This is a genomic window from Streptomyces vulcanius, assembly GCF_042653945.1.
In the GTDB taxonomy this organism is placed as follows: domain Bacteria; phylum Actinomycetota; class Actinomycetes; order Streptomycetales; family Streptomycetaceae; genus Streptomyces; species Streptomyces mangrovi.
The window spans coordinates 250,639-271,880 of the sequence record NZ_JBHSFK010000009.1; the positions used below are offsets into that span (position 1 = coordinate 250,639).

17 protein-coding genes and 1 pseudogene are annotated in these 21,242 nt (G+C 72.5%); 12 read left to right on the forward strand and 6 right to left on the reverse strand.

What is annotated here, in order from left to right:
• The first annotated feature begins 12 nt into the window (after positions 1 to 12).
• Positions 13 to 807: a methyltransferase domain-containing protein gene (locus tag ACFPIH_RS16490; protein WP_381172257.1), complete on the forward strand. Its 795-nt coding sequence runs from the start codon at positions 13 to 15 to the stop codon at positions 805 to 807.
• A gap of 59 nt (positions 808 to 866) precedes the next feature.
• On the opposite strand, the gene ACFPIH_RS16495 is transcribed toward ACFPIH_RS16490, so the two are convergent.
• Complete coding sequence (locus tag ACFPIH_RS16495; protein ID WP_381172254.1) at positions 867 to 1,760, reverse strand: alpha/beta fold hydrolase; 894 nt, start codon at positions 1,758 to 1,760, stop codon at positions 867 to 869.
• A 74-nt stretch (positions 1,761 to 1,834) separates the two neighbouring features.
• Between ACFPIH_RS16495 and ACFPIH_RS16500 the strand changes: the two genes are divergently transcribed.
• Both ACFPIH_RS16500 and ACFPIH_RS16505 read left to right on the forward strand, forming a co-directional pair.
• Positions 1,835 to 2,422, forward strand: coding sequence for a sigma-70 family RNA polymerase sigma factor (locus tag ACFPIH_RS16500; protein ID WP_381172251.1), 588 nt, complete (start codon positions 1,835 to 1,837; stop codon positions 2,420 to 2,422).
• Between the two features lie 211 nt (positions 2,423 to 2,633).
• Positions 2,634 to 5,531, forward strand: a complete 2,898-nt coding sequence (locus tag ACFPIH_RS16505; protein ID WP_381172757.1) for a glycosyl hydrolase 115 family protein — start codon at positions 2,634 to 2,636, stop codon at positions 5,529 to 5,531.
• 34 nt (positions 5,532 to 5,565) lie between these two features.
• Here the strand turns inward: ACFPIH_RS16505 and ACFPIH_RS16510 are convergent, their stop codons facing one another.
• Positions 5,566 to 6,288: an IclR family transcriptional regulator gene (locus ACFPIH_RS16510; RefSeq protein WP_381172755.1), complete on the reverse strand. Its 723-nt coding sequence runs from the start codon at positions 6,286 to 6,288 to the stop codon at positions 5,566 to 5,568.
• A 129-nt stretch (positions 6,289 to 6,417) separates the two neighbouring features.
• Here ACFPIH_RS16510 and ACFPIH_RS16515 point away from each other — a divergent pair, with 129 nt between their 5' ends.
• The 4 genes and pseudogenes from ACFPIH_RS16515 to ACFPIH_RS56515 all read left to right on the forward strand — a co-directional run.
• On the forward strand, positions 6,418 to 7,227 hold the full coding sequence (locus ACFPIH_RS16515; protein ID WP_381172249.1) for a 2-keto-4-pentenoate hydratase: 810 nt from the start codon (positions 6,418 to 6,420) through the stop codon (positions 7,225 to 7,227).
• The gene (locus tag ACFPIH_RS16520) at positions 7,224 to 8,168 is read left to right on the forward strand and encodes an acetaldehyde dehydrogenase (acetylating) (protein WP_381172246.1); all 945 of its coding nucleotides are present in this window, start codon (positions 7,224 to 7,226) and stop codon (positions 8,166 to 8,168) included. Before ACFPIH_RS16515 ends, ACFPIH_RS16520 begins: the two co-directional genes overlap by 4 nt.
• A complete protein-coding gene (gene dmpG / locus ACFPIH_RS16525; protein WP_381172244.1) occupies positions 8,165 to 9,172 on the forward strand; it encodes a 4-hydroxy-2-oxovalerate aldolase in 1,008 nt (335 codons plus the stop codon). Before ACFPIH_RS16520 ends, dmpG begins: the two co-directional genes overlap by 4 nt.
• Before the next feature lie 9 nt (positions 9,173 to 9,181).
• Positions 9,182 to 9,321: pseudogene (locus ACFPIH_RS56515) on the forward strand (IS982 family transposase); the annotation flags it as partial.
• A 20-nt stretch (positions 9,322 to 9,341) separates the two neighbouring features.
• Here the strand turns inward: ACFPIH_RS56515 and ACFPIH_RS16530 are convergent.
• From ACFPIH_RS16530 to ACFPIH_RS16540, 3 genes are all read right to left on the reverse strand, one after another.
• Complete coding sequence (locus ACFPIH_RS16530) at positions 9,342 to 10,322, reverse strand: SMP-30/gluconolactonase/LRE family protein (protein WP_381172242.1); 981 nt, start codon at positions 10,320 to 10,322, stop codon at positions 9,342 to 9,344.
• 189 nt (positions 10,323 to 10,511) lie between these two features.
• A complete protein-coding gene (locus ACFPIH_RS16535; protein WP_381172240.1) occupies positions 10,512 to 11,612 on the reverse strand; it encodes a substrate-binding domain-containing protein in 1,101 nt (366 codons plus the stop codon).
• Complete coding sequence (locus ACFPIH_RS16540) at positions 11,609 to 14,014, reverse strand: SpoIIE family protein phosphatase (RefSeq protein WP_381172238.1); 2,406 nt, start codon at positions 14,012 to 14,014, stop codon at positions 11,609 to 11,611. Before ACFPIH_RS16540 ends, ACFPIH_RS16535 begins: the two co-directional genes overlap by 4 nt.
• A 163-nt stretch (positions 14,015 to 14,177) precedes the next feature.
• On the opposite strand from ACFPIH_RS16540, the gene ACFPIH_RS16545 reads away from it, so the two are divergent.
• From ACFPIH_RS16545 to ACFPIH_RS16565, 5 genes are all read left to right on the forward strand, one after another.
• Complete coding sequence (locus tag ACFPIH_RS16545; RefSeq protein WP_381172236.1) at positions 14,178 to 15,266, forward strand: sugar ABC transporter substrate-binding protein; 1,089 nt, start codon at positions 14,178 to 14,180, stop codon at positions 15,264 to 15,266.
• 40 nt (positions 15,267 to 15,306) lie between these two features.
• Complete coding sequence (locus ACFPIH_RS16550; RefSeq protein WP_381172234.1) at positions 15,307 to 16,089, forward strand: ATP-binding cassette domain-containing protein; 783 nt, start codon at positions 15,307 to 15,309, stop codon at positions 16,087 to 16,089.
• Between the two features lie 212 nt (positions 16,090 to 16,301).
• A complete protein-coding gene (locus ACFPIH_RS16555; protein ID WP_381172231.1) occupies positions 16,302 to 17,540 on the forward strand; it encodes a sugar ABC transporter permease in 1,239 nt (412 codons plus the stop codon).
• Positions 17,541 to 17,639: 99 nt separating this feature from the next.
• The gene (locus ACFPIH_RS16560) at positions 17,640 to 19,094 is read left to right on the forward strand and encodes a WGR domain-containing protein (RefSeq protein WP_381172229.1); all 1,455 of its coding nucleotides are present in this window, start codon (positions 17,640 to 17,642) and stop codon (positions 19,092 to 19,094) included.
• A gap of 121 nt (positions 19,095 to 19,215) precedes the next feature.
• Entirely contained in the window at positions 19,216 to 20,223 is a 1,008-nt protein-coding gene (locus ACFPIH_RS16565; protein ID WP_381172227.1) for an ABC transporter substrate-binding protein, read from the forward strand.
• A gap of 14 nt (positions 20,224 to 20,237) precedes the next feature.
• On the opposite strand, the gene ACFPIH_RS16570 is transcribed toward ACFPIH_RS16565, so the two are convergent.
• The gene (locus ACFPIH_RS16570) at positions 20,238 to 21,047 is read right to left on the reverse strand and encodes an IclR family transcriptional regulator (RefSeq protein WP_381172225.1); all 810 of its coding nucleotides are present in this window, start codon (positions 21,045 to 21,047) and stop codon (positions 20,238 to 20,240) included.
• Positions 21,048 to 21,242 lie beyond the last annotated feature (195 nt).

The following is a 21,242-nucleotide window of genomic DNA, read 5'->3' on the forward strand; positions in this document are numbered from 1 at the left end:
AGCTTTGGGTGCGTGACCAACGCGTACTCCTCTCTCCTCGAACGCCTCGATGCGGCCGACCGTCTGCCGGGCACCGCCCAACTGCGTGCTCTCTCCTACGACTTGCTCGGCGTCACGGCCGGTTCATCCGTCGTGGACGTCGGCTGCGGCGGTGGCCGGGCCGTGGCCGAGCTGTCCGAACGGGGTGTGCGGGCGATCGGCGTCGACGCAAGCGAGCGGATGATCGCCGCCGCGCGTGAGCGGTGGCCCGGCGCGGACCTGCGGCACGGCGACGCGTACACCCTCCCGCTGCCCGACGCGTCGGTGGACGGCTGGCGTGCCGACAAGGTGCTGCACGAACTCGCCGAGCCGGAGAGGGCGTTGACGGAGGCACGGCGGGTCCTGGTGCCCGGCGGCCGGATCCTCCCGGTGGGGCAGGACTGGGACATGCCGGTCGTCGACTCCGACGACCCGGCCCTCACCCGCGCCCTGGTACACGCCCGCGCGGACCGCGTCATCTCCCCGCGCGCCGCCCGCGCCTACCGGGCCCTGCTCCTGGACGCCGGTTTCGACGACGTGACGGTCGAGGTCCGTACGACCGTGCTCACCGGCCCCGCGGCCCTGCCCCTGCTGACCGGCCTGACGGACGGAGTCCGCACGATCCCGGAGGACCGGAAGGCCGCCTGGCTCACGGAGCAGCGGGAACAGGCCTCCGCCGACCGCTTCTTCCTCGCACTGCCGATGTTCGTGGCCTCGGCGACCGCCGCTCTTGGTGCCTGCGCCCCGGGCCCCCGCCGGCCGAGCAGCCGGGATGTTCGTGAGCTGTGACGGCGGGCCGGACCGGTGGCCGGGAACCTGTCCGACTTCCCGGGGGCGCCGACCGACGGCTACCGGCCGACGGCCTCGTCGCGCTGGGCCGCTGAGCCGTCGCCCCGGTCGAGGAACGCCGAGATCTCCGCCACGAACCGCTCGGCGTCGTCGAGCCAGGGATAGTGGCCCGCGCCCGGCTGTACGACGAACGCGGCGTGCGGGAACAGTTCCGCGAACTCCCCCACCGACCGGGGCGGACTGTTGAGGTCGAGCTCTCCGGCGAGCAGCAGGACAGGCGCCTTCACCGCGCCGAGCGCCGCGCGGGTCGCCGCCGGGGTGAAGGCGCCCTCCGCCCCGAAGAGGGCGACGGCCTGCTCGTCGGCGGGCCGGGCGGACTCGTGGTGGCGGCGGGCCGTGGCGTCCCAGCGGCCGTGGAAGAAGGGAGCCACGGCCTCCCAGTCGCCGCCCACCCCTTCGGTGATCGCCTCCAGGGCGGCGTACGCCTCCGGGAACCACGGCTCGTCCCGCCGGCGCAGGGCGAGCTCGCGTCGGGTCTCCCCGGTGATCTCGATGCCGACGGCACGGGTACCGGGGGTGACCAGGGCGAGGCTCGTGACCCGGGCCGGGTGCCGGGCCGCGTACTGCGTCACGATGTTGGCACCGGCGGAGTGGCCGAGCAGGTCGATCGCCGACAGCCCGAGGTGGATCCGCAGGGCCTCCACGTCGTCCACGAGGCGGTCGCAGCGGTAGGAGGACGGGTCCTCGGGCCGCTCGGAACGGCCGGTGCCGCGAAGGTCCGGGAGGATCAGCCGACGGTGCGCGGACAGACCGCCGAGGTCGCCCAGATAGTCGGAGTCCATGGGGCCGCCGGGAACGCAGACGAGCGGGGCACCGGCGCCGAGCTCGCGGTAGGCGAGCCGGGTTCCGTCGGGTGCGCCGAACACGGAAACGGGTGCGCGGAAAGTGGGCATGCTCCGGATACTGACAGTCATAACCACGTTATACAACCTGGTTATGCTCGGCCACCAGGGTGTATAACCGGGTTGTGGCAAGCACAGCAGGCGAAGAGGGCCTCACCGAGGAGCAGGCCGCCCGGCTGCTCGGCGACATGAACGAGGTCATCCGCGCGGGCGAGGAGATGCGGAAGCTGCGCGCCGAGATGGTCCAGGTGTTCGCCGGCCTCGGCTGGACCCAGGACACCATCGCGCGGCTCGCCGGGATGAGCCAGCCCGCCGTGTCGAAGCAGCTCACCGGCCGGAACGCGCACACCCCCGCACCCCCCATGGATCTCACCCTCGACCAGCAGGACATCCCCTGGCTCGAAGGGCGTCTCTGGGGCCTGGCCGAGGAGATCTCGGAGACTCTCGACGGCACCGCGCACTGCACCCGGTACGTCGAGGCCCTCGGCCGGGGGCGGAAGCACTTCACCCCCAGGAACGTCGACGAGTTGCGCCGCCTCGTCGAGGACGACCTGCGTCTGCACCGCGCCGCGTTGCCCGCCGGCCACCGTGACGCCTACGACCGGATCAGCCGCGCCCTCGATCTGCCGGCCGAGGTCACCGCGACCGCGTCGACCTCCGTACGCCGCGCACTCGCCCGCCACCTCCAGCGCGACCGGCTGCGCGGCGACTGATCCGCGCACACTTATGGACGCGCGTTCCGAGGCTGGCCTAGGGTGCCGCATGGCAAGCGCTTTCTAGCATGGCCATGCCAGATCATCCATGCGACCAGCGCATGCCGGACCAACCCATGCCGGACCCGCACTCCCGCCGTCCGCCGCACCGCACGGAAGGGAAGTCCTCGTGCCGCACTCGCCGTTGACCCGGAAGTCGTTCCTGCGCGGCATGGCCGCCGCCGGTGTCGTCCCGTTCCTCCCCGCCGCGCCGACCGCCTCCGCCTCCCCGCAGCACCCGGACTTCACCCTCGTCCACGACGGTACGGCGGTCGCCATCCACGTGGACGCGGCCGACGACCCCGCCGTGCTCCGCGTGGCCGGCGACCTCCAGGCGGACGTGGAACGGGTGACCGGGGTCCGGCCGGAGGTGGTGCACACCCTGCCGGACCGGGCCGCCGGGCTGATCCTCGTCGGAACGCTCGGCGCCTGTCCGGTCGTCGACCGGCTCGTCGCGCGCGGACGGCTCGACGTCTCGCGGGTGTCGGGACGCCGGGAGGCCTCCGTGACCCGGATCGTGGAGCGTCCGCTGCCCGGTGTGGACCGCGCCCTGGTGATCGCGGGCAGCGACCGGCGCGGCACGGTCTACGGCGTGTACGACACCTCGGAGCGCATCGGGGTCTCCCCCTGGTACTGGTGGGCCGACGTACCGGTCGAGCGGCGCGCGGCCCTCTCCGTGCCCGCCGGGCCCTTCGTACGGCCGGAGCCGTCCGTGCGCTACCGGGGCGTCTTCATCAACGACGAGCAGAACCTGACCACTTGGTCCCAGCGCACCCAGGAGCCGGACAAGAACATCGGCCCGAAGACCTACGAGCGCGTCTTCGAGTTACTGCTCCGCCTCAAGGCCAACTACCTGTGGCCCGCGATGCATCCGTACTCCGACTTCTTCAACAAGTACCGCGAGAACCCCGAACTCGCCGACCGCTACGGCCTCGTCGTCGGCTCCAGCCACCCGGAGGCCCTGCTGCGCAACGGCGTCCACGAGTGGGCGCCCTGGGCGGAGGAACACCGGGGCGAGGACGGGGCCCTGCCGGTGTACGACTACACGGTCAACCCCGGTGTCATCTCGGACTACTGGCGGGCGAGGGCCCGGGAGAACGCGGCGTACGAGAGCAGTTGGACGATCGGTATGCGCGGGCTGCACGACACCGCGCTGGAGACGAAGAACGCCACGACGATCCCGGAGAAGGTCGCGGTGATGAACGACATCATCGCCGACCAGCGCCGGATCCTCGCGGAGGAGGTCGGTGCGGCGGCCGAGCCGCAGATCTTCATCCCGTACAAGGAGGTCCTGGACCTGTACAACGCGGGCGTCCGGGTCCCCGACGACGTGACGCTGATCTGGCCCGACGACAACCACGGCAACATGCGCCAGCTGCCGGACGGCAGCGAGCGCGCCCGGGCCGGCGGCAACGGGATCTACTACCACCTCTCCTACTGGGGCCGGCCCCGCAGCTATCTGTGGCTGGACACCACCCAACCGGCCAAGGTCTGGCAGGAGTTGCGCCGGGTGTACGAGCACGGCGTGGACCGGATGTGGATCTTCAACGTCGGTGACGTCAAGTCGATCGAGACCGGGCTGTCCCTCGCCATGGACCTGGCCTGGGACATGGACCGGCGGGCGGGCGGCGATGCCGAGGACTTCCTCGGTGCCTGGTACGGCCGGCAGTTCGGGCTGCGGCACGGGCCGGAGCTCGCCGCGATCCGCACCGAGTACCACCGGCTCGCGGCGGAGCGCAGACCGGAGTTCATCGACCGGAACGTGTTCTCCGTGATCCATCACGGGGACGAGGCCGGGCGCCGCATGGCCGCCTACGACCGGCTGCTGGCCCGGGTGCGCGCGGTGGGCGCCGAACTCCCCGCCGAGTACCGGGACGCGTTCTACGAACTCGTCGAATACCCCGTGCACGGCGCCTACTTGATGAATCTGAAGTACTACTGGGCGGACCGCAACACGCTCGCCGTGCGGCAGGGCCGGGGCGCCGGCACCAATCGCTTCGCGGACCTGGCCGAGGCGGCGCACACCGAGGAGGCCGCGCTCACCAAGCGCTACAACACCGCGGTGGCGGGCGGGAAGTGGGACGGCATCGTCAATCCCTATCCCTCACAGATCCCCAAGGCGCCGGGCCGCCCCTCCGTCACCCGGGTGGCACAGCAGGAGACCTCCGGACTGGGCATCGCGGCCGAGGGCAACGAGACGGGCGCCGAACGGCCCCTCGCGTTCTCCTCCCTGACCCGCGACCGGCGGTTCGTGGATGTCTTCAACATCGGCTTCCTGCCGCTGACTTGGGCTGCCGAGACCAGTCACCCCTGGGTGCGGCTGAGTTCGTCCGGCGGCTCCCTCACCGAGCAGACCCGCGTCTGGGCGGAGATCGACTGGGCCCTGGCACCGGCGGGCACCCTCGACGCGTCCGTCACCTTCACCTCCGCCGACCGGCGCTTCGAGGTGCCGCTGCTGGTCGTCAACTCCGCTGCCCGGGCCCGGGGGTTCGTCGAGGCCAACGGGTTCGTCTCGATCGACGCCCGGCACACCGAGCGCAGGGTGGCGCGCGGCGGGGCCGGCTGGCGGACCGTACCCGGTCTGGGGCGTCGTACGGGTGCGGTGGAGGCGGTGCCGTCGACGGCGGATCCGGTCACCGAGGGGCACGCGTCCCGGGCCGCCGAGCTGCGGTACCGGGTGCGGTTCACGAGCACGGGCGTCTTCCCGGTCACCGTCCTCCGGCTGCCCTCCCTCGACGAGCGCGGCGCGCGCCGGCTGGCGATCGGCCTGGACGAGCAGCCGGTGACGGTACTGACGGGGCAGAACATCGCCACCGGCAACCGGGGGGACGCGTGGGCCCGCAACGTGGAGGAGGGGGTCGAGAAGCTGACCGGCACGGTGACCGTGGCCGCACCCGGGGAGCACGTCCTGCGGATCTTCATGGTGGATCCGGGGATCGTGGTGGACCAGATCGTCGTCGACACGGGCGGGCTGCCCGCCGCCGCGTATCTCGCCCCGCCGGAGAGCCACCACCCGGTGTTCAACCCGGCGCCCGGAACCGAGCCGGGGTTGGAAGCACCCGGCACGTAGCTCAGGCGCCTCCCCGCAGCACCCGGCACGTAGCTCAGGCGCCTCCCCGCAGGACCCGGGACAACCCCAGCGCCGCCGTCCGCACCGCCGGGGCGAGCTGGGCGGGGCTGAAGCGCTCGCGCGGTACGGCCACCGAGAGGGCGGCCACGGCGGTGCCGCCGGCGAACACGGGGGCGGCGATGCAGCTCACGCCGGGAGCGGCCTCCTGCTCCTCGTAGGCGAGGCCGGAGACCTGGATCTTCTCCAGGGCCATGCGCAGCCGCCCGGGGTCGGTGACCGAGTGGGGCGTGAGGCTCGGCAGCGGCCGGGACAGCACGTCCTCCATCAGTTCGGCGCCAGAGAAGGCGAGCAGGGCCTTGCCGACGCCGGTGCAGGTGAGCGGGAGGCTGCCGCCGATCCGGGAGGGCAACGCGAGGGCTTCGTGGCCGTGGATGCGCTCCAGGTAGATGACGTCCATGCCGTCGCGGATGCCCAGGTGTACGGTCTCGCGGGTGGCCTCGAAGAGGTCCTGGAGGAAGGGCAGGGCAGCCTCCCGCAAGTCGAGCCGGTGCGGTACCAGTGAGCCGAGTTCGAAGAGTTTGGCGCCGAGCCGGTAGTGCGGGCCCGAGCGCTCCAGCCAGCCCAGCCGGACGAGGTCGGCCGCCAGCCGGTGCACCGTCGGCTTCGCCAGGCCGGCCCGCACCGAGAGTTCCGACAAGCGGAACGGTCCGCCGCTGGGGCTGAAGCAATCGAGGATGATCGCCGCCTTCTCCAGCATGCTTCCGCCGTCGTTGTTCCGTGTCACGGAACGGAGTTTGTCGCGTCCCGCGGATGGTGTCTATACCGGAGTCCTGGAGTACCGGTTACGGAGTACCGGAGCAGGACCCACCTTCCCTGGAGGTATCGCATGCCGCCCACACCACCGGCCGTGGTCAAGGCCGCCGATCTGCTGGCGGAGGCCGCCCGGACCGGGGCCGCCTGTCCGCCGGTGCGGACGCTGTTCGACGACGGCGGTGACCTGGAGACCGCGTACGCCGTGCAGCAGCTGAACGTCCGGCGCGGCCTGGACGCGGGACGCCGGATCGTCGGCCGCAAGATCGGCCTGACCTCTCCGGCCGTACAGCGGCAGCTCGGTGTGGACCGGCCGGACTTCGGCGCGCTGTTCGCCGACATGGCGGTGCCGGACGGAGGCGAGGTGCCCGCCGGGCGCCTGTTGCAGCCGAAGGTGGAGGCCGAGGTGGCGCTCGTGCTCGGCCGCGATCTGCCGCACCCCGCGTGCACGGTCGTGGACGTGCTGCGGGCGGTCGACTTCGCCCTGCCCGCCCTGGAGATCGTCGACAGCCGGGTGGCGGACTGGGACATCTCCCTGGTCGACACGGTCGCCGACAACGCCTCCAGCGGCCTGTACGTCCTGGGCGCCACGCCCGTACCCCTCACCGCCGTCGACCTGCGGACCGTGTCCATGGCCATGACGCGGGGCGGCGAGACCGTCTCCGAGGGCAGTGGCACCGACTGCCTCGGCAGCCCCCTCAACGCGGCCGTCTGGCTGGCCTCCGCGCTGGCCGAGCGCGACGAACCACTGCGCGCCGGCGACCTGGTGCTGACCGGAGCCCTGGGCCCGATGACCCCCGCCGCCCCGGGCGACACGTTCGAGGCCCGGATCACCGGCCTGGGATCCGTCCGCGTCGTCTTTCCCACCGAGGGGGACAGCCAGTGAGTACCACCAAGGTCGCCATCATCGGCTCCGGCAACATCGGCACCGACCTCCTGATCAAGGTCCTGCGGCTGTCGGAGAGCCTGGAGATCGTCGCCCTGGCCGGTATCGACCCGGACTCCGACGGGCTGGCCCGCGCCCGCCGCCTGAAGGTCGCCACGACCCACGAGGGCGTCGAGGGGCTGGTCGGGCTGCCGGAGTTCGCCGACGTCGAGATCGTCTTCGACGCGACCTCTGCGGGTGCCCACCGCCACCACGACGAGGTGCTGCGCCCGCTCGGCCGGACGCTGGTCGACCTCACCCCGGCCGCCGTCGGCCCGTACGTCGTCCCGCCGGTCAACGGCGACGCCCATCTCGACGCGCCGAACGTCAACATGGTCACCTGCGGCGGCCAGGCAACCATCCCGGTCGTCGCCGCGGTCAACGCCGTCGCGCCGGTCCACTACGGCGAGATCGTCGCTTCCATCGCCTCCCGCTCCGCCGGGCCGGGCACCCGGGCCAACATCGACGAGTTCACCGAGACCACCGCCTCCGCCATCGAGCGCGTCGGCGGGGCCGCCCGGGGCAAGGCGATCATCGTCCTCAACCCGGCCGAACCGCCGCTGATCATGCGGGACACCGTGCACTGTCTGGTCCCGGAGTGCGCCACCGAGGCCGTCACGGCGTCGGTCGAGGAGATGGTCGGCCGCGTCCAGGCGTACGTCCCCGGCTACCGCCTCAAGCAGAAGGTGCAGTTCGAGCGCGTACCGGCCGACGACCCGCTGCACACCCTCACCGCCCCCGGCACGGGCGAGGCCCTCAAGGTCTCGGTCTTCCTGGAGGTCGAGGGCGCCGCGCACTACCTCCCGGCCTACGCCGGAAACCTCGACATCATGACCTCGGCCGCGCTGCGCACCGCGGAGCGCATGGCCGCCCCCCGCGCCACGGAGGTGGCCTCCCGATGACCCGTCTCTATGTCCAGGACGTCACCCTGCGGGACGGCATGCACGCCGTCCGCCACCGCTACACCGTCGACCAGGCCCGCGTGATCGCCGCCGCCCTCGACGCCGCCGGGGTGGCCGCCATCGAGATCGCCCACGGCGACGGCCTGTCGGGCTCCAGCGTCAACTACGGCGTAGGCGCCCACACGGACTGGGAGTGGATCGAGGCGGTCACCGACGTCACGCGCCATGCCGTACCCACGACGCTCCTCCTCCCCGGCATCGGCACGCTGCACGACCTGCGGCAGGCCCACGCCCTGGGTATCCGGTCGGTGCGCGTCGCCACCCACTGCACCGAGGCGGACATCGCCGCCCAGCACATCGCCGCCGCCCGCGAGCTGGGCATGGACGTCGCCGGGTTCCTGATGATGTCCCACATGGCGGAGCCCGCCGAACTGGCCCGCCAGGCCAAGCTGATGGAGTCCTACGGCGCGCACTGCGTGTACGTCACCGACTCCGGCGGCCGGCTCACCATGGACGGCGTACGCGACCGCTTCCGCGCCTACCGCGACGTACTCGACCCGGCCACCGAGCTCGGCATCCACGCCCACCACAACCTCGCGCTCGGCGTGGCGAACACCGTCGTCGCCGTGGAGAACGGCTGCACGCGCGTGGACGCCTCCCTCGCCGGGCAGGGCGCGGGCGCCGGCAACTGTCCGCTGGAGGCGTTCGTCGCGGTCGCCGACCTGCTGGGCTGGGAGCACGGCTGCGACCTGTTCCCGCTGATGGACGCCGCCGACGACCTCGTACGACCGCTCCAGGACCGTGAGGTGCGGGTGGACCGCGAGACGCTCAGCCTCGGTTACGCGGGCGTCTACTCCAGCTTCCTGCGGCACGCCGAGGCCGCCGCGGCCCGCCACGGACTCGACACCCGGTCCATCCTGGTCGAGGTCGGCCGGCGCGGCATGGTGGGCGGGCAGGAGGACATGATCACCGACATCGCGCTGGACCTGGTGGCCCGGAACTGAGCGGGGGCTCTTGAACCGCGCGGCGGCCGCACATCGACGGCGTCTGCGTCCGCGTGGCCCAGCGGATCCTGGCGATGACCTGCGTCATCCGGCACAACCGCACCACCGGCGAACCCATCACCAGGTCACTCATCGCCTACGACCGCTGAGCCACATCGGAACTACTCGTCTAGCCCCGCTCGCGCTGGTTGACGCGGGCCAGGAGGAGGTTCGGGTCCGTCTGGGTGAAGTAGGCGGCGCTGAGTACGTAGGCGGTCCGGCCGCGTACGGCCACGGCGGTCGGGTTGGACAGGCCGTCCTGTGCGGTGAGGACGACGGTGTGGGTGCCGTTGGGGCGCACCAGGGCGACCTGGTTGGGGACGTTGAGCGCGGCGAGCACGGTGTCGCGGTGCCGGTCGACGAAGCCGAAGTCGTCGATGCCGGTCAGTCCGGTCGCCCTGGTCTCGATCGGGCCGGCGGCGCCGTCCTGTCCGACGGGGATGCGCAGGAGGGTGCCGGCGTCGGTGTTGGAGACCCAGACCGTGTTGTGGTGGAAGCGCAGGCCGTTGGCGCCGATGCCGTTCGCGGGCGGTGTCTTGCCCGGGTCGAGGGGGGCGCCGGTGACCCAGGCGGTGGGCGTGCCGCCGGTGCTCGGGACGCGCCAGATCGCGCCCAGTACCGAGTCGGCGGCGTAGAGCACGCCCCGGCGCTCGTCGAGGGCGAGGCCGTTGGGGAACCCGTCCGGCGGGAGTTGTGCGATCTGGCGGGGCGCGCCGCCCTCGGGGTCGATGCGCCAGATGCCGGTCTCGCTGGTGCCGGTGGCGTAGTTGACGTAGAGGGTGCCGTCGCTCGCCCGGGCGATGCCGAGGACGACGGCGGAGCCTACGACGGGGGTGTTGGGGTTCGCGACGGCGGGCAGGGTCGCGAGGATCCGCGTGGCGCCCGTGCGGGTGACGTTGGCGACCTGGCGGGAGCCCGCGAAGGTCAGGTCGGCGGAGCCGTCGGGGGCGAGTGCGATGTTCTCGGGGGTCTGTCCTGCGGCGAGGCTGCAGTGGGCGACGACGCGCGGGTCGGACACGGCCGGCTCGCCGCCCGCCGCGGGCGCCGTCGCGAGCGGGCCGAGGGCGAGGGCGGCGGCGGTGACGGCAGCGAGGCGTGGCAGTCGGGGCATGGACCTCTCCTGGGAGGGGGCACGAATACGGTGAGACGCGGTAAGGGGAGCGTGAGGACGCCGGGGTGCGGCGCCAGAGGAAAGATGGCGGCGGACCGGATGCGGGGGCGACCGTCGCGGCCGGGAGGTCGCCCACCCGGAGCACGGCATGGGGCCGCTTGCCGCACACGCGGGTGACACGGTCCGCCGTCAGGGAGTGAGTCCGGCCCGCTCGCACGCCGCCCGCAGCTCCCGGGTGCAGATCTGCCCGACGGTCTGGGCGCCGTCCCGGACGAGAACCCGCTCGATGTCGTCGGCCGTGACCGCGACGGGTGTGAGCAGCACGGTCGGGATGTTCCGGGTGGTGGGGCTGTCGGTCGTCGTCGTGGCGCGGTCGCGCGGGTCCTCGCCGCGTCCCAGGGCCACCGCCATCTCGGCGGCCGCGGCGGCCTCCTTGCGGAACGGCTTGTACACCGTCATGTACTGCTCGCCCTTGACGATGCGGCGTACGGCGTCCAGGTCGGCGTCCTGACCCGTGACGGGCGGCAGGTCTGTGACGCCGGCGCTCTTGAGGGCGGCGATGACACCCGCGGCGATCTCGTCGTTGGCCGCCAGGACGCCGTCGATGCGTCCGGGGCCCAGGGCGGCGATGGCGGCGGACATGTTGGTGTGGGCGTTCTGCGCGCTCCAGTCCAGGGTGTCGTACGCCCTGGCGATCCTGACCTGGTCGGAGATCACGGACAGCGCGCCCTCGCGGTAGCGCGAGGCGTTGGGGCTGGTGGGGTCGCCGTTCATCATGACGACGGTCCGGCCTCGCGCCTCCTCCCGCATGCCGTCCAGCAGTCCCTGGCCCTGGAGCCTGCCGACCTGGACGTTGTCGAAGGAGACGTAGCCGGCGACGGGGCCCTCGGCGAGGCGGTCGTAGGCGAGCACCGGGACGCCCGCCCGGCGGGCCTCCTGGATGGAGGAGCGCATCGCCTTGGTGTCGGCGGCGTCGAGGATGATCACCCCGGCCCCCTTGGTGATCATGGAGGCCATCTGCTGGCGCTGCCGGGACGCGTCGTTCTCGGCGTTGGCGTATTCGAAGCTGCAGGCCGGGCAGAGTTTCTTGACCTGGGCCTGGATGTAGGGCCGGTCGGCGTGTTCCCAGCGGGGCACCGAGCGGCTCGGCAGGAGCAGGCCGACGGTGAAGCCGTCGCCGCTCGAGCCGCCGTCGGAGCCGCAGGCCGCGGCCGGCAGGACGAGGAGGGCCGCGGCGAGGGCCGCCGCGAAGTGCCGTACGCGGATTCCTCCGCGGGTCCTGGGCCTCATACCGGCTCACCGGCTTCCGTGCTCAGTTCGGTGCTTGTTTCCGTGGGCGGGGTCGCGGCCTCGTGGTCCGGTACGGCGATCTCGCTCCACACCTGCTTGCCGCCGGCCACCGGCACCGAGCCGAAGGTCTCGGACATCGCCTCGACCAGCATCAGACCCCGGCCGCCGGTCGACTCCCAGTCCACGATGACCGGCTTGGCGGGGGCGCGCGGCGAGGAGTCGCTGACCGAGACCCGTACCCGGTCCCCGCGCAGGACCAGGTCGAGGCGGACCGACCCCTGGGTGTGGACCAGGGCGTTGGTGACGAGTTCGGACACGACCAGCAGGATCGCGTCGGCCGCCTCGCCCACCTTCCAGCGGCGCAGGGTGCGGGCGGTGAAGCGGCGGGCGTGCATGACGGCGTCCGGCAGCCGCCACACCATCCAGCCGGCCCGGATCGGCCGGGTCCGCATGCCGTCGTAGCGCATCAGCAGCACGGCCACGTCGTCCTCACGGCGGCCCGCGTCGCCGAGCAGCGCGTCGGCCATGGCGCCCAGGTCGGCGGGGTCGGCGGCGGCCAGTGCGGTGCGGGTGCGGCGCATGCCCTCGTCCAGGGGCAGGTCGGAGGCCTCGACCAGGCCGTCGGTGACCAGGGCGAGGACGGTGCCGGGGGCGAGGGCGACCTGGGTCATGGGGAACTCGGCCTCCGCGAGGACGCCCAGCGGGGGCCCGCCCTCGATCTCCACCTCCTCGGTTCCGCCGTCCGGATGACGCAGCAGGGGCGCGAGGTGTCCGGCGCGCACGAAGAGGGTGTTGCCCTCCTCCATGTCCAGTTCGGCGTAGCAGCAGGTGGCGAAGAGGTCGGTCTCCATGGCGACGAGGAGGCGGTTGGCGTGGGAGACGACCACGTCGGGCGGGTGGCCCTCCATGGCGTAGGCCCGGACGGCGGTCCGCATCTGTCCCATGATCGTCGCGGCTCCGGCGCTGTGGCCCTGTACGTCGCCGATGACCAGCGCGACGCGCTCCTCGGAGAGGGCGATGACGTCGTACCAGTCGCCGCCCACCTGCAGGCCCCGGCGGGCGGGCAGATAGCGGGCGACGGCCGTGCCGCCGGGCAGTTCGGGCAGGCGGCGCGGGAGCAGGCTGCGCTGGAGCATCGTGGCGAGTTCCTGCTCGGCGTCGTGCGCGTGGGCGCGCTGGAGGGCCTGGCCGACCAGGGCCGCGGTGGCGGTGAGCAGGGAGCGTTCCTCGGGGCCGAACTCGTGCGGGTGGTCCCAGCCGACCAGGCAGACCCCGGAGACGCGGCCCTTCGCGGGCAGCGGCAGGACGGCGAGACCGCCGGCGCCGACGCCCGCGAGACCGGGTTCGAGGGCGGTGCCGGCGGGCCACAGGTCCATCCGGCCGTCCTTCAGGGCGGCCTGCAGGGTGGGCAGGGCGCGCAGGGGCGCGTCGGGCCACTCCGTGCGCCATTCGGAGCGCCAGGCGTCCGGCCAGGCGCCGGGCTGCGGTGGGTCGAGCACGGTGACCATGAGCCGGTCGTCCTGCAGGGCCGCGAGCGCCACCCGGTCGGCGACCAGCGGCTCGCGCAGGGCGGCGACCACGACCCGGCCGACGTCCCGGGCGGTCACGGCGTCGTCGAGGGCGGCCGTCAGCCACTGGATGCGGGAGACGTCGTCGCCGCCGCCGCGCAGCACCGGGGTGGCCGTGACCACGCCCAGCACCTGCTCGGGCCGCTCGGCGTCCGCGTGCTCCACCCGGCAGCTCAGGCTGAGCCAGCGCATCTCACCGGCGGGACCGCGGACCCGGAACTCCAGGTCCCGGCGGGTGGCGGCGCCCGGAGACGTCTCCAGAACGGACATCAGGGCGTGCATGTCCTCCGGGAGGGCGTGCCCGAGCAGGGTGTCGGCCTTGCCGTCGAAGTCGTCCGGGGAGATGCCGACCAGTTCGAGCAGCGTGTCGTCGGCCTCGATCAGGCCGGTGTCCGGGATCAGCACGAAGGAGCCGACGCGCAGACTGCGCAGGGCGGGGTCCAGCAGGGACGACGGCTCGGGCGGCCCGGTCGCGGGGTGGAGGATGCCGGCGACCGCGTCGGCGTACCGCTCCAGGAAGCGGCGCTGGTCGGCCTCGAAGCCGTGCGGCGACTCCCCCACGACCAGGAGGCAGCCGAGCCGTCTGCCCTCCGCGTCGAGGGGCAGCGCGCCGAGCGCGCAGTCCGTGGTGAGCCACAGGGGCCGGTCGGTGCGGAAGGCGCGGGCCGCGGGTGAGTCGCCGGACACGGCGAGGCGCTCCGGCGGCGCGGGCCCGGCGGGAGTGTCTCCCGCCGCGTCCACCAGCCGGAGTTCGTCGTTCCCGGCGCCGGGCGCGTAGACCGCCGCCGACGTCGCTCCCGCGAAGGTCAGGGCCCGGTCGAGGCCAGTCCGCACGGTACCTCCCGTCCCTGCCGCAGGTGCCGACAGGTTGAGAACGGGGCACCCACCCACCAGAATCGCATATACGAATTAACCGAACATATCCACCTCGGTGCCACGGCGTCGATTGTCACAGATTGCCGCATTGACGCCTTTTCTTCTACGGCAGGTGGCGCACATGAAGCCCTGCATACGCGACACGGCCGCCACCGTGACCGCGGTCTCGGCGGCCGTCGCCCTGGCCGCCTGCGGGGCGGGCGCCGGAAGCGACTCCGCCGGCGACGACGCCCCGCAGATCGCTCTGCTGCTGCCGGACGCCACCACGGCCCGCTGGGAGAGCCAGGACCGGCCGCGGCTGGAGGAGAGGATCCAGGAGCTGTGCGACACCTGCGAGGTCGAGCACGCCAACGCCAGGGGCGAGGTGGCGACCCAGCAGGAGCAGATGGACTCGATGATCACCAAGGACGTCGACGCCATCGTGCTCGTCGCCGTGGACGCCAGGTCGCTGGGCCCGGCGGTCGCCAAGGCTCACGCCGCGGACATCCCCGTCATCGCCTACGACCGGCTCGCCCAGGGCCCGATCTCCGGCTACGTCTCCTTCGACGGCGTGGAGGTCGGCCGGCTCCAGGGCAGGGCACTGCTGCAGGCCATGGGCGACAAGGTGGCCGACCCGCAGATCGTCATGATGAACGGCGACCCCGCCGACCCGAACGCGGCCTCCTTCAAGGAGGGCGCGCTGTCCGTGCTGCGCGGGAAGGTGCGGATCGGCAAGGCGTTCGACACCCTCCAGTGGCGGACCGAGACCGCGAACATGAACATGTCCTCCGCCCTCGCGGCCCTCGGCCCCGAGGCCATCGACGGCGTCTACGCGGCCAACGACGGCCTCGCCGCCGGGAGCATCTCCGCCCTCAAGGCGAACAAGGTCGCGCCGCTGCCACCGGTCACCGGCCAGGACGCCGAGCTCGGGGCGCTGCAGCGCATCGTGGGCGGCGACCAGTACATGACCGTCCTCAAACCCTTCGAACCCGAGGCCTCGGCGGGCGCGGCCATGGCCGTGGCGGCGGCCCGGGGGCAGAGCCTGGACGAGGTGGCCACGGGCGACGTGCGGACGGAGACCGGCGAGCGGGTCCCGGCCGTCCTGCTCGCGCCGGTGTCCGTGACCGCCGACAACATCGGACGGACCGTGGTGAAGGACGGTCTGCACACGGCCGAGCAGATCTGCACCCCCCAGCTCCGGGCCGCCTGTGCCCGGGCCGGACTGACCTGACGGGCCGTCTTCCCCGACGACGGCCGGCCCCGGGAAGGAGATGGTCCGCGTGCCGGAACCGCCCTTGCTGGCGCTGCGCGGGGTGTGCAAGCGCTACGGCGCCGTCGAGGTTCTCACCGACGTCGAACTGGAGATCCACGCCGGCCAGGTGGTCGCCCTCCTCGGGGACAACGGGGCCGGCAAGTCCACCCTGGTCAAGGTGATCTCCGGGGTGACCCCGGCGGAGAGGGGCGTCATCGAGTGGGAGGGCCGGCAGGTCCACATCAGGCGCCCGCACGACGCCCGCGACCTCGGCATCGCCACCGTCTACCAGGACCTCGCGCTGTGCGGGAACCTCGACGTCGTCGGAAACCTGTTCCTCGGGCGGGAGATCCGCAGGTACGGGTTCCTCGACGAGATGGAGATGGAGCGCCGCACCCAGGACCTGCTGGAACGGCTCACGCGACGCGTGCCCGATCTGCGCGGGCCCGTCGCCTCGCTCTCCAGCGGTCAGCGCCAGACGGTCGCCATCGCCCGCTCACTCCTCGGTGAACCCCGGGTGCTGCTCCTCGACGAACCGACCGCGGCGCTCGGCTTCGAGCAGACCGGGGAGATCCTCGACCTGATCGACCGGCTGCGCGACCGCGGGCTCGGCGTGCTGATCATCAGCCACAACATGGGCGACGTGAAGGCCCTCGCGGACCGCGCGGCGGTGCTGCGGCTCGGCCGCAACAACGGCTTCTTCGACGTCAACACCGCGTCCCAGGAGCAGATCATCTCCTCCGTCACCGGCGCCACGGAGAACGTGCCGCGCCGGCCGGCGTTCCGGGAGTCGGGGTGGTGAGCGGGATGAGGCACACCAGGAACGGCATACGGGGCGAGGGCGCCCGGCCCGGCGGGCCGACGACGGGTGGGGGCGGGGGCCTGGGTGCGGGTGCTGGTGCCGGCACGGAAGCCGGTGCGGGTGGGGGCGCGCGTGCTGGTGCCGGGTCGGCCGGCGGGACCGGGGGCGGTACCGGTTCTGGTGGCAGGTCCGGGGGCGATGGGGTGGGCGCGGTGGCGCGGGGTGCGGGTGGGGCGCGTGTCCGGGGCGCGGTCGGCGGGGCCTTCCGGGTCGTGGCCGACTGGGTCACCCTGTTCCGGCGCAAGCTGAGTGCCGGGGAACTGGGATCGCTGCCCGTCGTGGTCGTGCTCGCCGCGGTCTGGATCACCTTCCAGTCCCTCAACGAGAACTTCCTCTCACCCCGGAACCTGTCCAACCTCAGCGTCGACATCGTCGGGACGGGACTGATCGCGGTCGGCATCGTCTTCGTGCTGCTGATCGGAGAACTCGACCTGTCCGTCGCCTCGGTCAGCGGACTCTCCGCGGCCGTCTTCGCCGTCCTCAACGTCAACCACGGCGTCCCGGAGTGGCTCGCCCTCGTCGTCGGGGTGCTCGCGGGCACGGTGGCGGGCACGGTCCAGGGGTACTCCATCGCCAGAACCCGGGTGCCGGCGTTCGTGGTGACGCTGGCGGGGCTGCTCACCTGGAACGGGCTGATGCTCGCCGTCCTCGGCGACAGCGGCACCGTGAACCTCGACGAGGACGGACTGGTCGCCAAGCTGACCAGCTACTACTTCACGCAGGACGCCGTCGGCTACACCCTCGCGGCGGTGGCCACGGGCCTGGTCTTCCTCGTCGCCGACCAGGACAGACGGCGCCGCCGGGCCGTCGGCATGCCGCACCGCTCGCTGCGGGCCGTCCTGGTCCGCACGGGAGGCATCGCGGTGGTCTCGTTCGGTGTCGCGTATCTGCTCAACCGGTTCCAGGGACTGCCGCTCGCCCTGCTGATCTTCCTCGTGGTGGTGGCGGGCCTCGACATCCTGCTCCGCGGCACGCACTACGGGCGCCAGATCTACGCCGTCGGCGGCAGCATCGAGGCGGCCCGCCGCGCCAGCCTCGGCGTCACACGTGTGCAGACCGCGGTGCTCGCCGTCTCCGGCACCATGGCGGGAATCGGCGGAATGTTCCTGGCCTCGCGCATCACCTCGGTCAGCCAGACCTCGGGCACGGGCGTCCTGCTGCTCAACGCCATCGCGGCGGCCGTCATCGGCGGCACCAGTCTCTTCGGCGGGCGCGGCACGACGTGGTCGGCGGTGCTCGGCATGCTCGTCATCCAGTCGATCGCCTCGGGCATGGCGATCACGGACACTCCCCCGGCCGCCCAGTTCGTGATCACGGGCGGTGTGCTGTTCGCCGCGGTGGTCCTCGACGCGCTGTCCCGCCGCTCCCAGGAGGCCCACGGCCGGGCCTGAGTCGACGGGCGGGGGGACCGTTGTCAGTGGCTCCCACTACGTTTTGATCAGTGGGACCCGCCGGACGGATGGCGGGTCCCTTGTGGGGAGGAATCTGCCATGTCTACCGGGTCCGCCGCGGTGTCGACGACGTATCTCGAGCTGTCCCAGGAGGACGGCGCCGCGCACAAGTTCTACGAGGTGACGGTCGACGACCTGGTGGTGACCGTGCGGTACGGCCGCATCGGCGCCGACGGACAGACGCAGACGACGACGTTCGCGACGACCGAGAAGGCGCGGGCAGCCGCCGCGAAGAAGGTCGGCGAGAAGGTGCGCAAGGGATACGCCCCCGCGGTGCCCGGACAGCGCGCGCCGCGTGCCGTGACCCGGCGCCAGGTGGCCTCGGCCCCCTCCACCGCGCGCTCGGCCGCGCCCGTGCTGTGGCGGTTCCGCACCGGCTCCGCCGCGTTCGGCATCCATGTCGACGACGACCGCTGCTGGGTCGGCAACCAGTCGGGCGACGTGTACACGCTGGACCACGAGGGCGGCGTGCTGGCCCGCTTCAGCCTCCCGGACGGCGTGAAGTGCCTGGTCGCCGACGACTTCTGGATCTACGCCGGCTGTGACGACGGCAAGGTGTACGACCTGTCCTCGAAGCTGCCGTTCGCGGCGTACGACATCGCCGCCGACGTCGACATCTTCTGGCTGGACATCCACGAGGGCGTCCTTGACGTCTCGGACCGTGACGGCCGGCTCACCGTCATCGACCACGAGGACGAGCACCAGTGGGCCCGCCGCAGCCAGGGCGAGCAGGCCTGGATGGTCCGCGCCGACGACCGGGCCGTCTACCACGGCCACAGCCGGGGCGTCACCGCGTACGCCCCCGACGGCGGCCGGGAGCTGTGGCACACGCCCACCAAGGGCGGGGTCCTGTTCGGCTGGCAGGAGGGCGACGTCGTGTACGCGGGCACCGCGCACCGGGCGGTCCAGCGGCTGTCGAAGGCGACCGGCGCGATCGAGGCGACGTACGCCTGCGACAGCGCGGTGTACTCGTGCGCGACCTCGCCCGGCGGGCGGTTCGTCTTCGCGGGCGACGCGTCCTCGTCCGTCTACTGCTTCGACCAGGACGGCACCCGGCTGTGGAAGCTCGGCACGGGCGACGGCTCGGCGCTGTCGATGCAGTACCACGACGAGCGGCTGTACCTGGTGACCACCGACGGCTCGCTGGTCTGCGTGGACGCGAGCGAGGCGGCCGTCTCGGCGGCCCAGCAGGGCACGGTGCCGGTGGCGCGGGACGTCAAGCTGGCCGCGGCGCTGCCGACCTACGCGCCGGCCACGGAGGTCAGCGCGGTGGCCTCCGTGGCGCAGGCGCCCACCGGGGCGATCGTCGTGGAGTGCGTGCAGGAGGCGGGCAAGGTCCGGGTGCACGTGGTGTCGGACGGTTACGACCAGTCGCTGAACGTCCAGTTCCCGCGCGCGATACGGCAGCCCGGGGCGCGCTATGTCGTGCAGGCCCTGCACCAGGCGGCCGGCGGCTTCTACCGGGTGCGCGGCGACATCCAGCGCCTGCTCTGAGCGACCCGCTCCGGTGCGCCGCGGATGTCCCGTTCCGGTGAGCAGTACGCCCCGCTTACCGGCTCGGGCACCGCGCTGGGAACGTCTGCGGCACCAGTTTCCCGGCCCGGGGAGTACCGACATGCGTTCAGCCGGAACCAGCACAAGCAGCAGCCTCAGCACACTCAGCACCAGGAGCGCCCTGACCGCCGTGTGCGCGGCACTGGCCCTCACCACGGCCTGTACGGCGGGGTCGACCGACTCGACGGGGGTGTCGGCGGCCGGGCTGCCGACGGTCCGGGTCGCGCTCGGCATCGACGCCTCGTACGCCCCCTTCTATCTCGCCGTCGAGCGCGGCATGTTCGAGAAGGAGGGGGTGAACGTCGAGCTGGTCAAGACCGAGGGCGGTCCCGCCGCCTCCCAGGCCGTGACCGCGGGCACGGCCCAGATCGCCGCCAACGCCGACTCGACGGCCCTGCCCCTGATGGTCGACGACCCCGGGCTGCGGGCCCTGGGCGTCTTCCAGTCCTCCGACCGCTATCTCAAGGTCGTCCTGCGCGACGGCATCACCTCCCCGCAGAAGATCAGGACGATGGCGTCGATCGGCGGGCTCGGCCTGTACGCGACCCATCAGTACCTGCGCAAGAACGGCATCGATCCGAAGTCGGTGAAGATCCTGCAGAGTTCGGCGCCGGAGATACCCAGCCTGCTGGAGCGCGGCTCGATCGACGCCTACGTCCTGTACGAGCCCTGGGCGGCCAGGGGCGCGGCGGCGGGCGGTCATATCGCCGGGCGCAGCGGGGACTTCGGGGTGACGTACGTGCAGTGGCTGCTGGCCGAGGACAGCTGGCTGAAGGACAACGAGGAGGTGGCGGGCAAGGTGTTCAAGGTGGTGGCCGCCGCGGACAAACTGGTCGGCAGCGACCCCGAGGCCGCGGCGGAGGCGTCGCAGAAACAGGTGAAACTGCCGGTGGACCAGACGGTGAAGGTACTTCCGGAGATCACCTTCACCGCCCGCGGCATAGCCGCCCCGGACGTCATCGCGTCGCGGAAGATCGTCGACTTCCTGCTCGCCCAGAAACTCGTCAAGAAGTCGCCCGACCTCGACAGCTCGCTGCTGAAGGGCTGGTACGAGCAGCATGCGCGGTGAACCGGCCGCCGGACTCAGCGCAGCGATCGCGTGATGCCCAGGGACGCGGCGCGCAGTGCGATCGCGTGGCCGGAGGGGTCCATCCGGTAGGTGGGCGAGGTGATGGACAGGGCACCCACCAGGGTGTCCTGTCCGCTGAAGACGGGCACGGCCGTGCTGGTGTAGCCGAGCCGGATCTCCTCGGCCTCGGTGGCGATCCGTTCCGCCCGGATCCGCTCCAGCTGGACGCGCAGCCGCCCCGGTGAGGTCACGGTGTGGCGGGTGAAGGGCTTCAGCCCGTTCCTGACGACCGCGCCGAGCAGCGCAGGCGGGGAGAAGGCCAGGATCGCCTTGCCGGTCGCCGTGCAGTACAGCGGAAGCCGGCCGGCGACCCGGGACTCCTCGTTCAGGCCCCGGTGCGGGAAGAGCTTCTCCAGGTACACGACGTCGAGGCTGTCGTGAATGGCGAAGTGGATGGTCTCGTGGGTGGCCAGCAGCAGGTCCTCCATATAGGGCTGGGCGACCTCGCGCAGGATGCGCTGGCGGTGCACCCGCTGACCGATCTCGAACAGCCGCAGTCCGAGCCGGTAGTCGCAGCCCGCGCGCTCCAGCAGCCCCCACAGCACCAGCTCCTGGGCGAGCCGGTGGACGGTCGCCTTGGCCACACCGGTACGGCGCACCAGCTCGGCGAGCGAGAGGCTGTCGTCCTCGGCGCGGAAGGCCTCCAGGATGGGCCGGACCTTGCCCAGCACCGAGTTCATCGGGTCCGGGCCGGGGACCGTGTCCCGGGGAATGACCGAAGAGGAATAGGGACTGGTGGAGGTATGGGGGGTGGTGACGGTCATGGGAAGAACCTCCCGGTCGATCCGTTGCCTCCGGAGAACGGAACCACGAACCCCTGGGGCGTGGCCATGGGCGGGTGTTAATTCGCGGTGACCCCGAGGAGCATCGCGGGGGCCCGGCGGGCGTCCAACGAACCCGTCCCGTTCAGTGGACCGAGGGGCGTGCGGCCCGTGGCGGGCGGGTTCTACGGTGCGCGA

What these genes read in the sequence shown, in the direction of transcription:
- ACFPIH_RS16495 (WP_381172254.1), bottom strand. Translation starts at nt 1,760, where the DNA reads ATGCCCACTTTCCGCGCACCCGTTTCCGTGTTCGGCGCACCCGACGGA.
- ACFPIH_RS16505 (WP_381172757.1), top strand. Translation starts at nt 2,634, where the DNA reads ATGGCCGCCGCCGGTGTCGTCCCGTTCCTCCCCGCCGCGCCGACCGCC.
- ACFPIH_RS16510 (WP_381172755.1), bottom strand. Translation starts at nt 6,288, where the DNA reads ATGCTGGAGAAGGCGGCGATCATCCTCGATTGCTTCAGCCCCAGCGGC.
- ACFPIH_RS16515 (WP_381172249.1), top strand. Translation starts at nt 6,418, where the DNA reads ATGCCGCCCACACCACCGGCCGTGGTCAAGGCCGCCGATCTGCTGGCG.
- dmpG (WP_381172244.1), top strand. Translation starts at nt 8,165, where the DNA reads ATGACCCGTCTCTATGTCCAGGACGTCACCCTGCGGGACGGCATGCAC.
- ACFPIH_RS16530 (WP_381172242.1), bottom strand. Translation starts at nt 10,322, where the DNA reads ATGCCCCGACTGCCACGCCTCGCTGCCGTCACCGCCGCCGCCCTCGCC.
- ACFPIH_RS16535 (WP_381172240.1), bottom strand. Translation starts at nt 11,612, where the DNA reads ATGAGGCCCAGGACCCGCGGAGGAATCCGCGTACGGCACTTCGCGGCG.
- ACFPIH_RS16545 (WP_381172236.1), top strand. Translation starts at nt 14,178, where the DNA reads ATGAAGCCCTGCATACGCGACACGGCCGCCACCGTGACCGCGGTCTCG.
- ACFPIH_RS16550 (WP_381172234.1), top strand. Translation starts at nt 15,307, where the DNA reads ATGGTCCGCGTGCCGGAACCGCCCTTGCTGGCGCTGCGCGGGGTGTGC.
- ACFPIH_RS16560 (WP_381172229.1), top strand. Translation starts at nt 17,640, where the DNA reads ATGTCTACCGGGTCCGCCGCGGTGTCGACGACGTATCTCGAGCTGTCC.
- ACFPIH_RS16565 (WP_381172227.1), top strand. Translation starts at nt 19,216, where the DNA reads ATGCGTTCAGCCGGAACCAGCACAAGCAGCAGCCTCAGCACACTCAGC.
- ACFPIH_RS16570 (WP_381172225.1), bottom strand. Translation starts at nt 21,047, where the DNA reads ATGACCGTCACCACCCCCCATACCTCCACCAGTCCCTATTCCTCTTCG.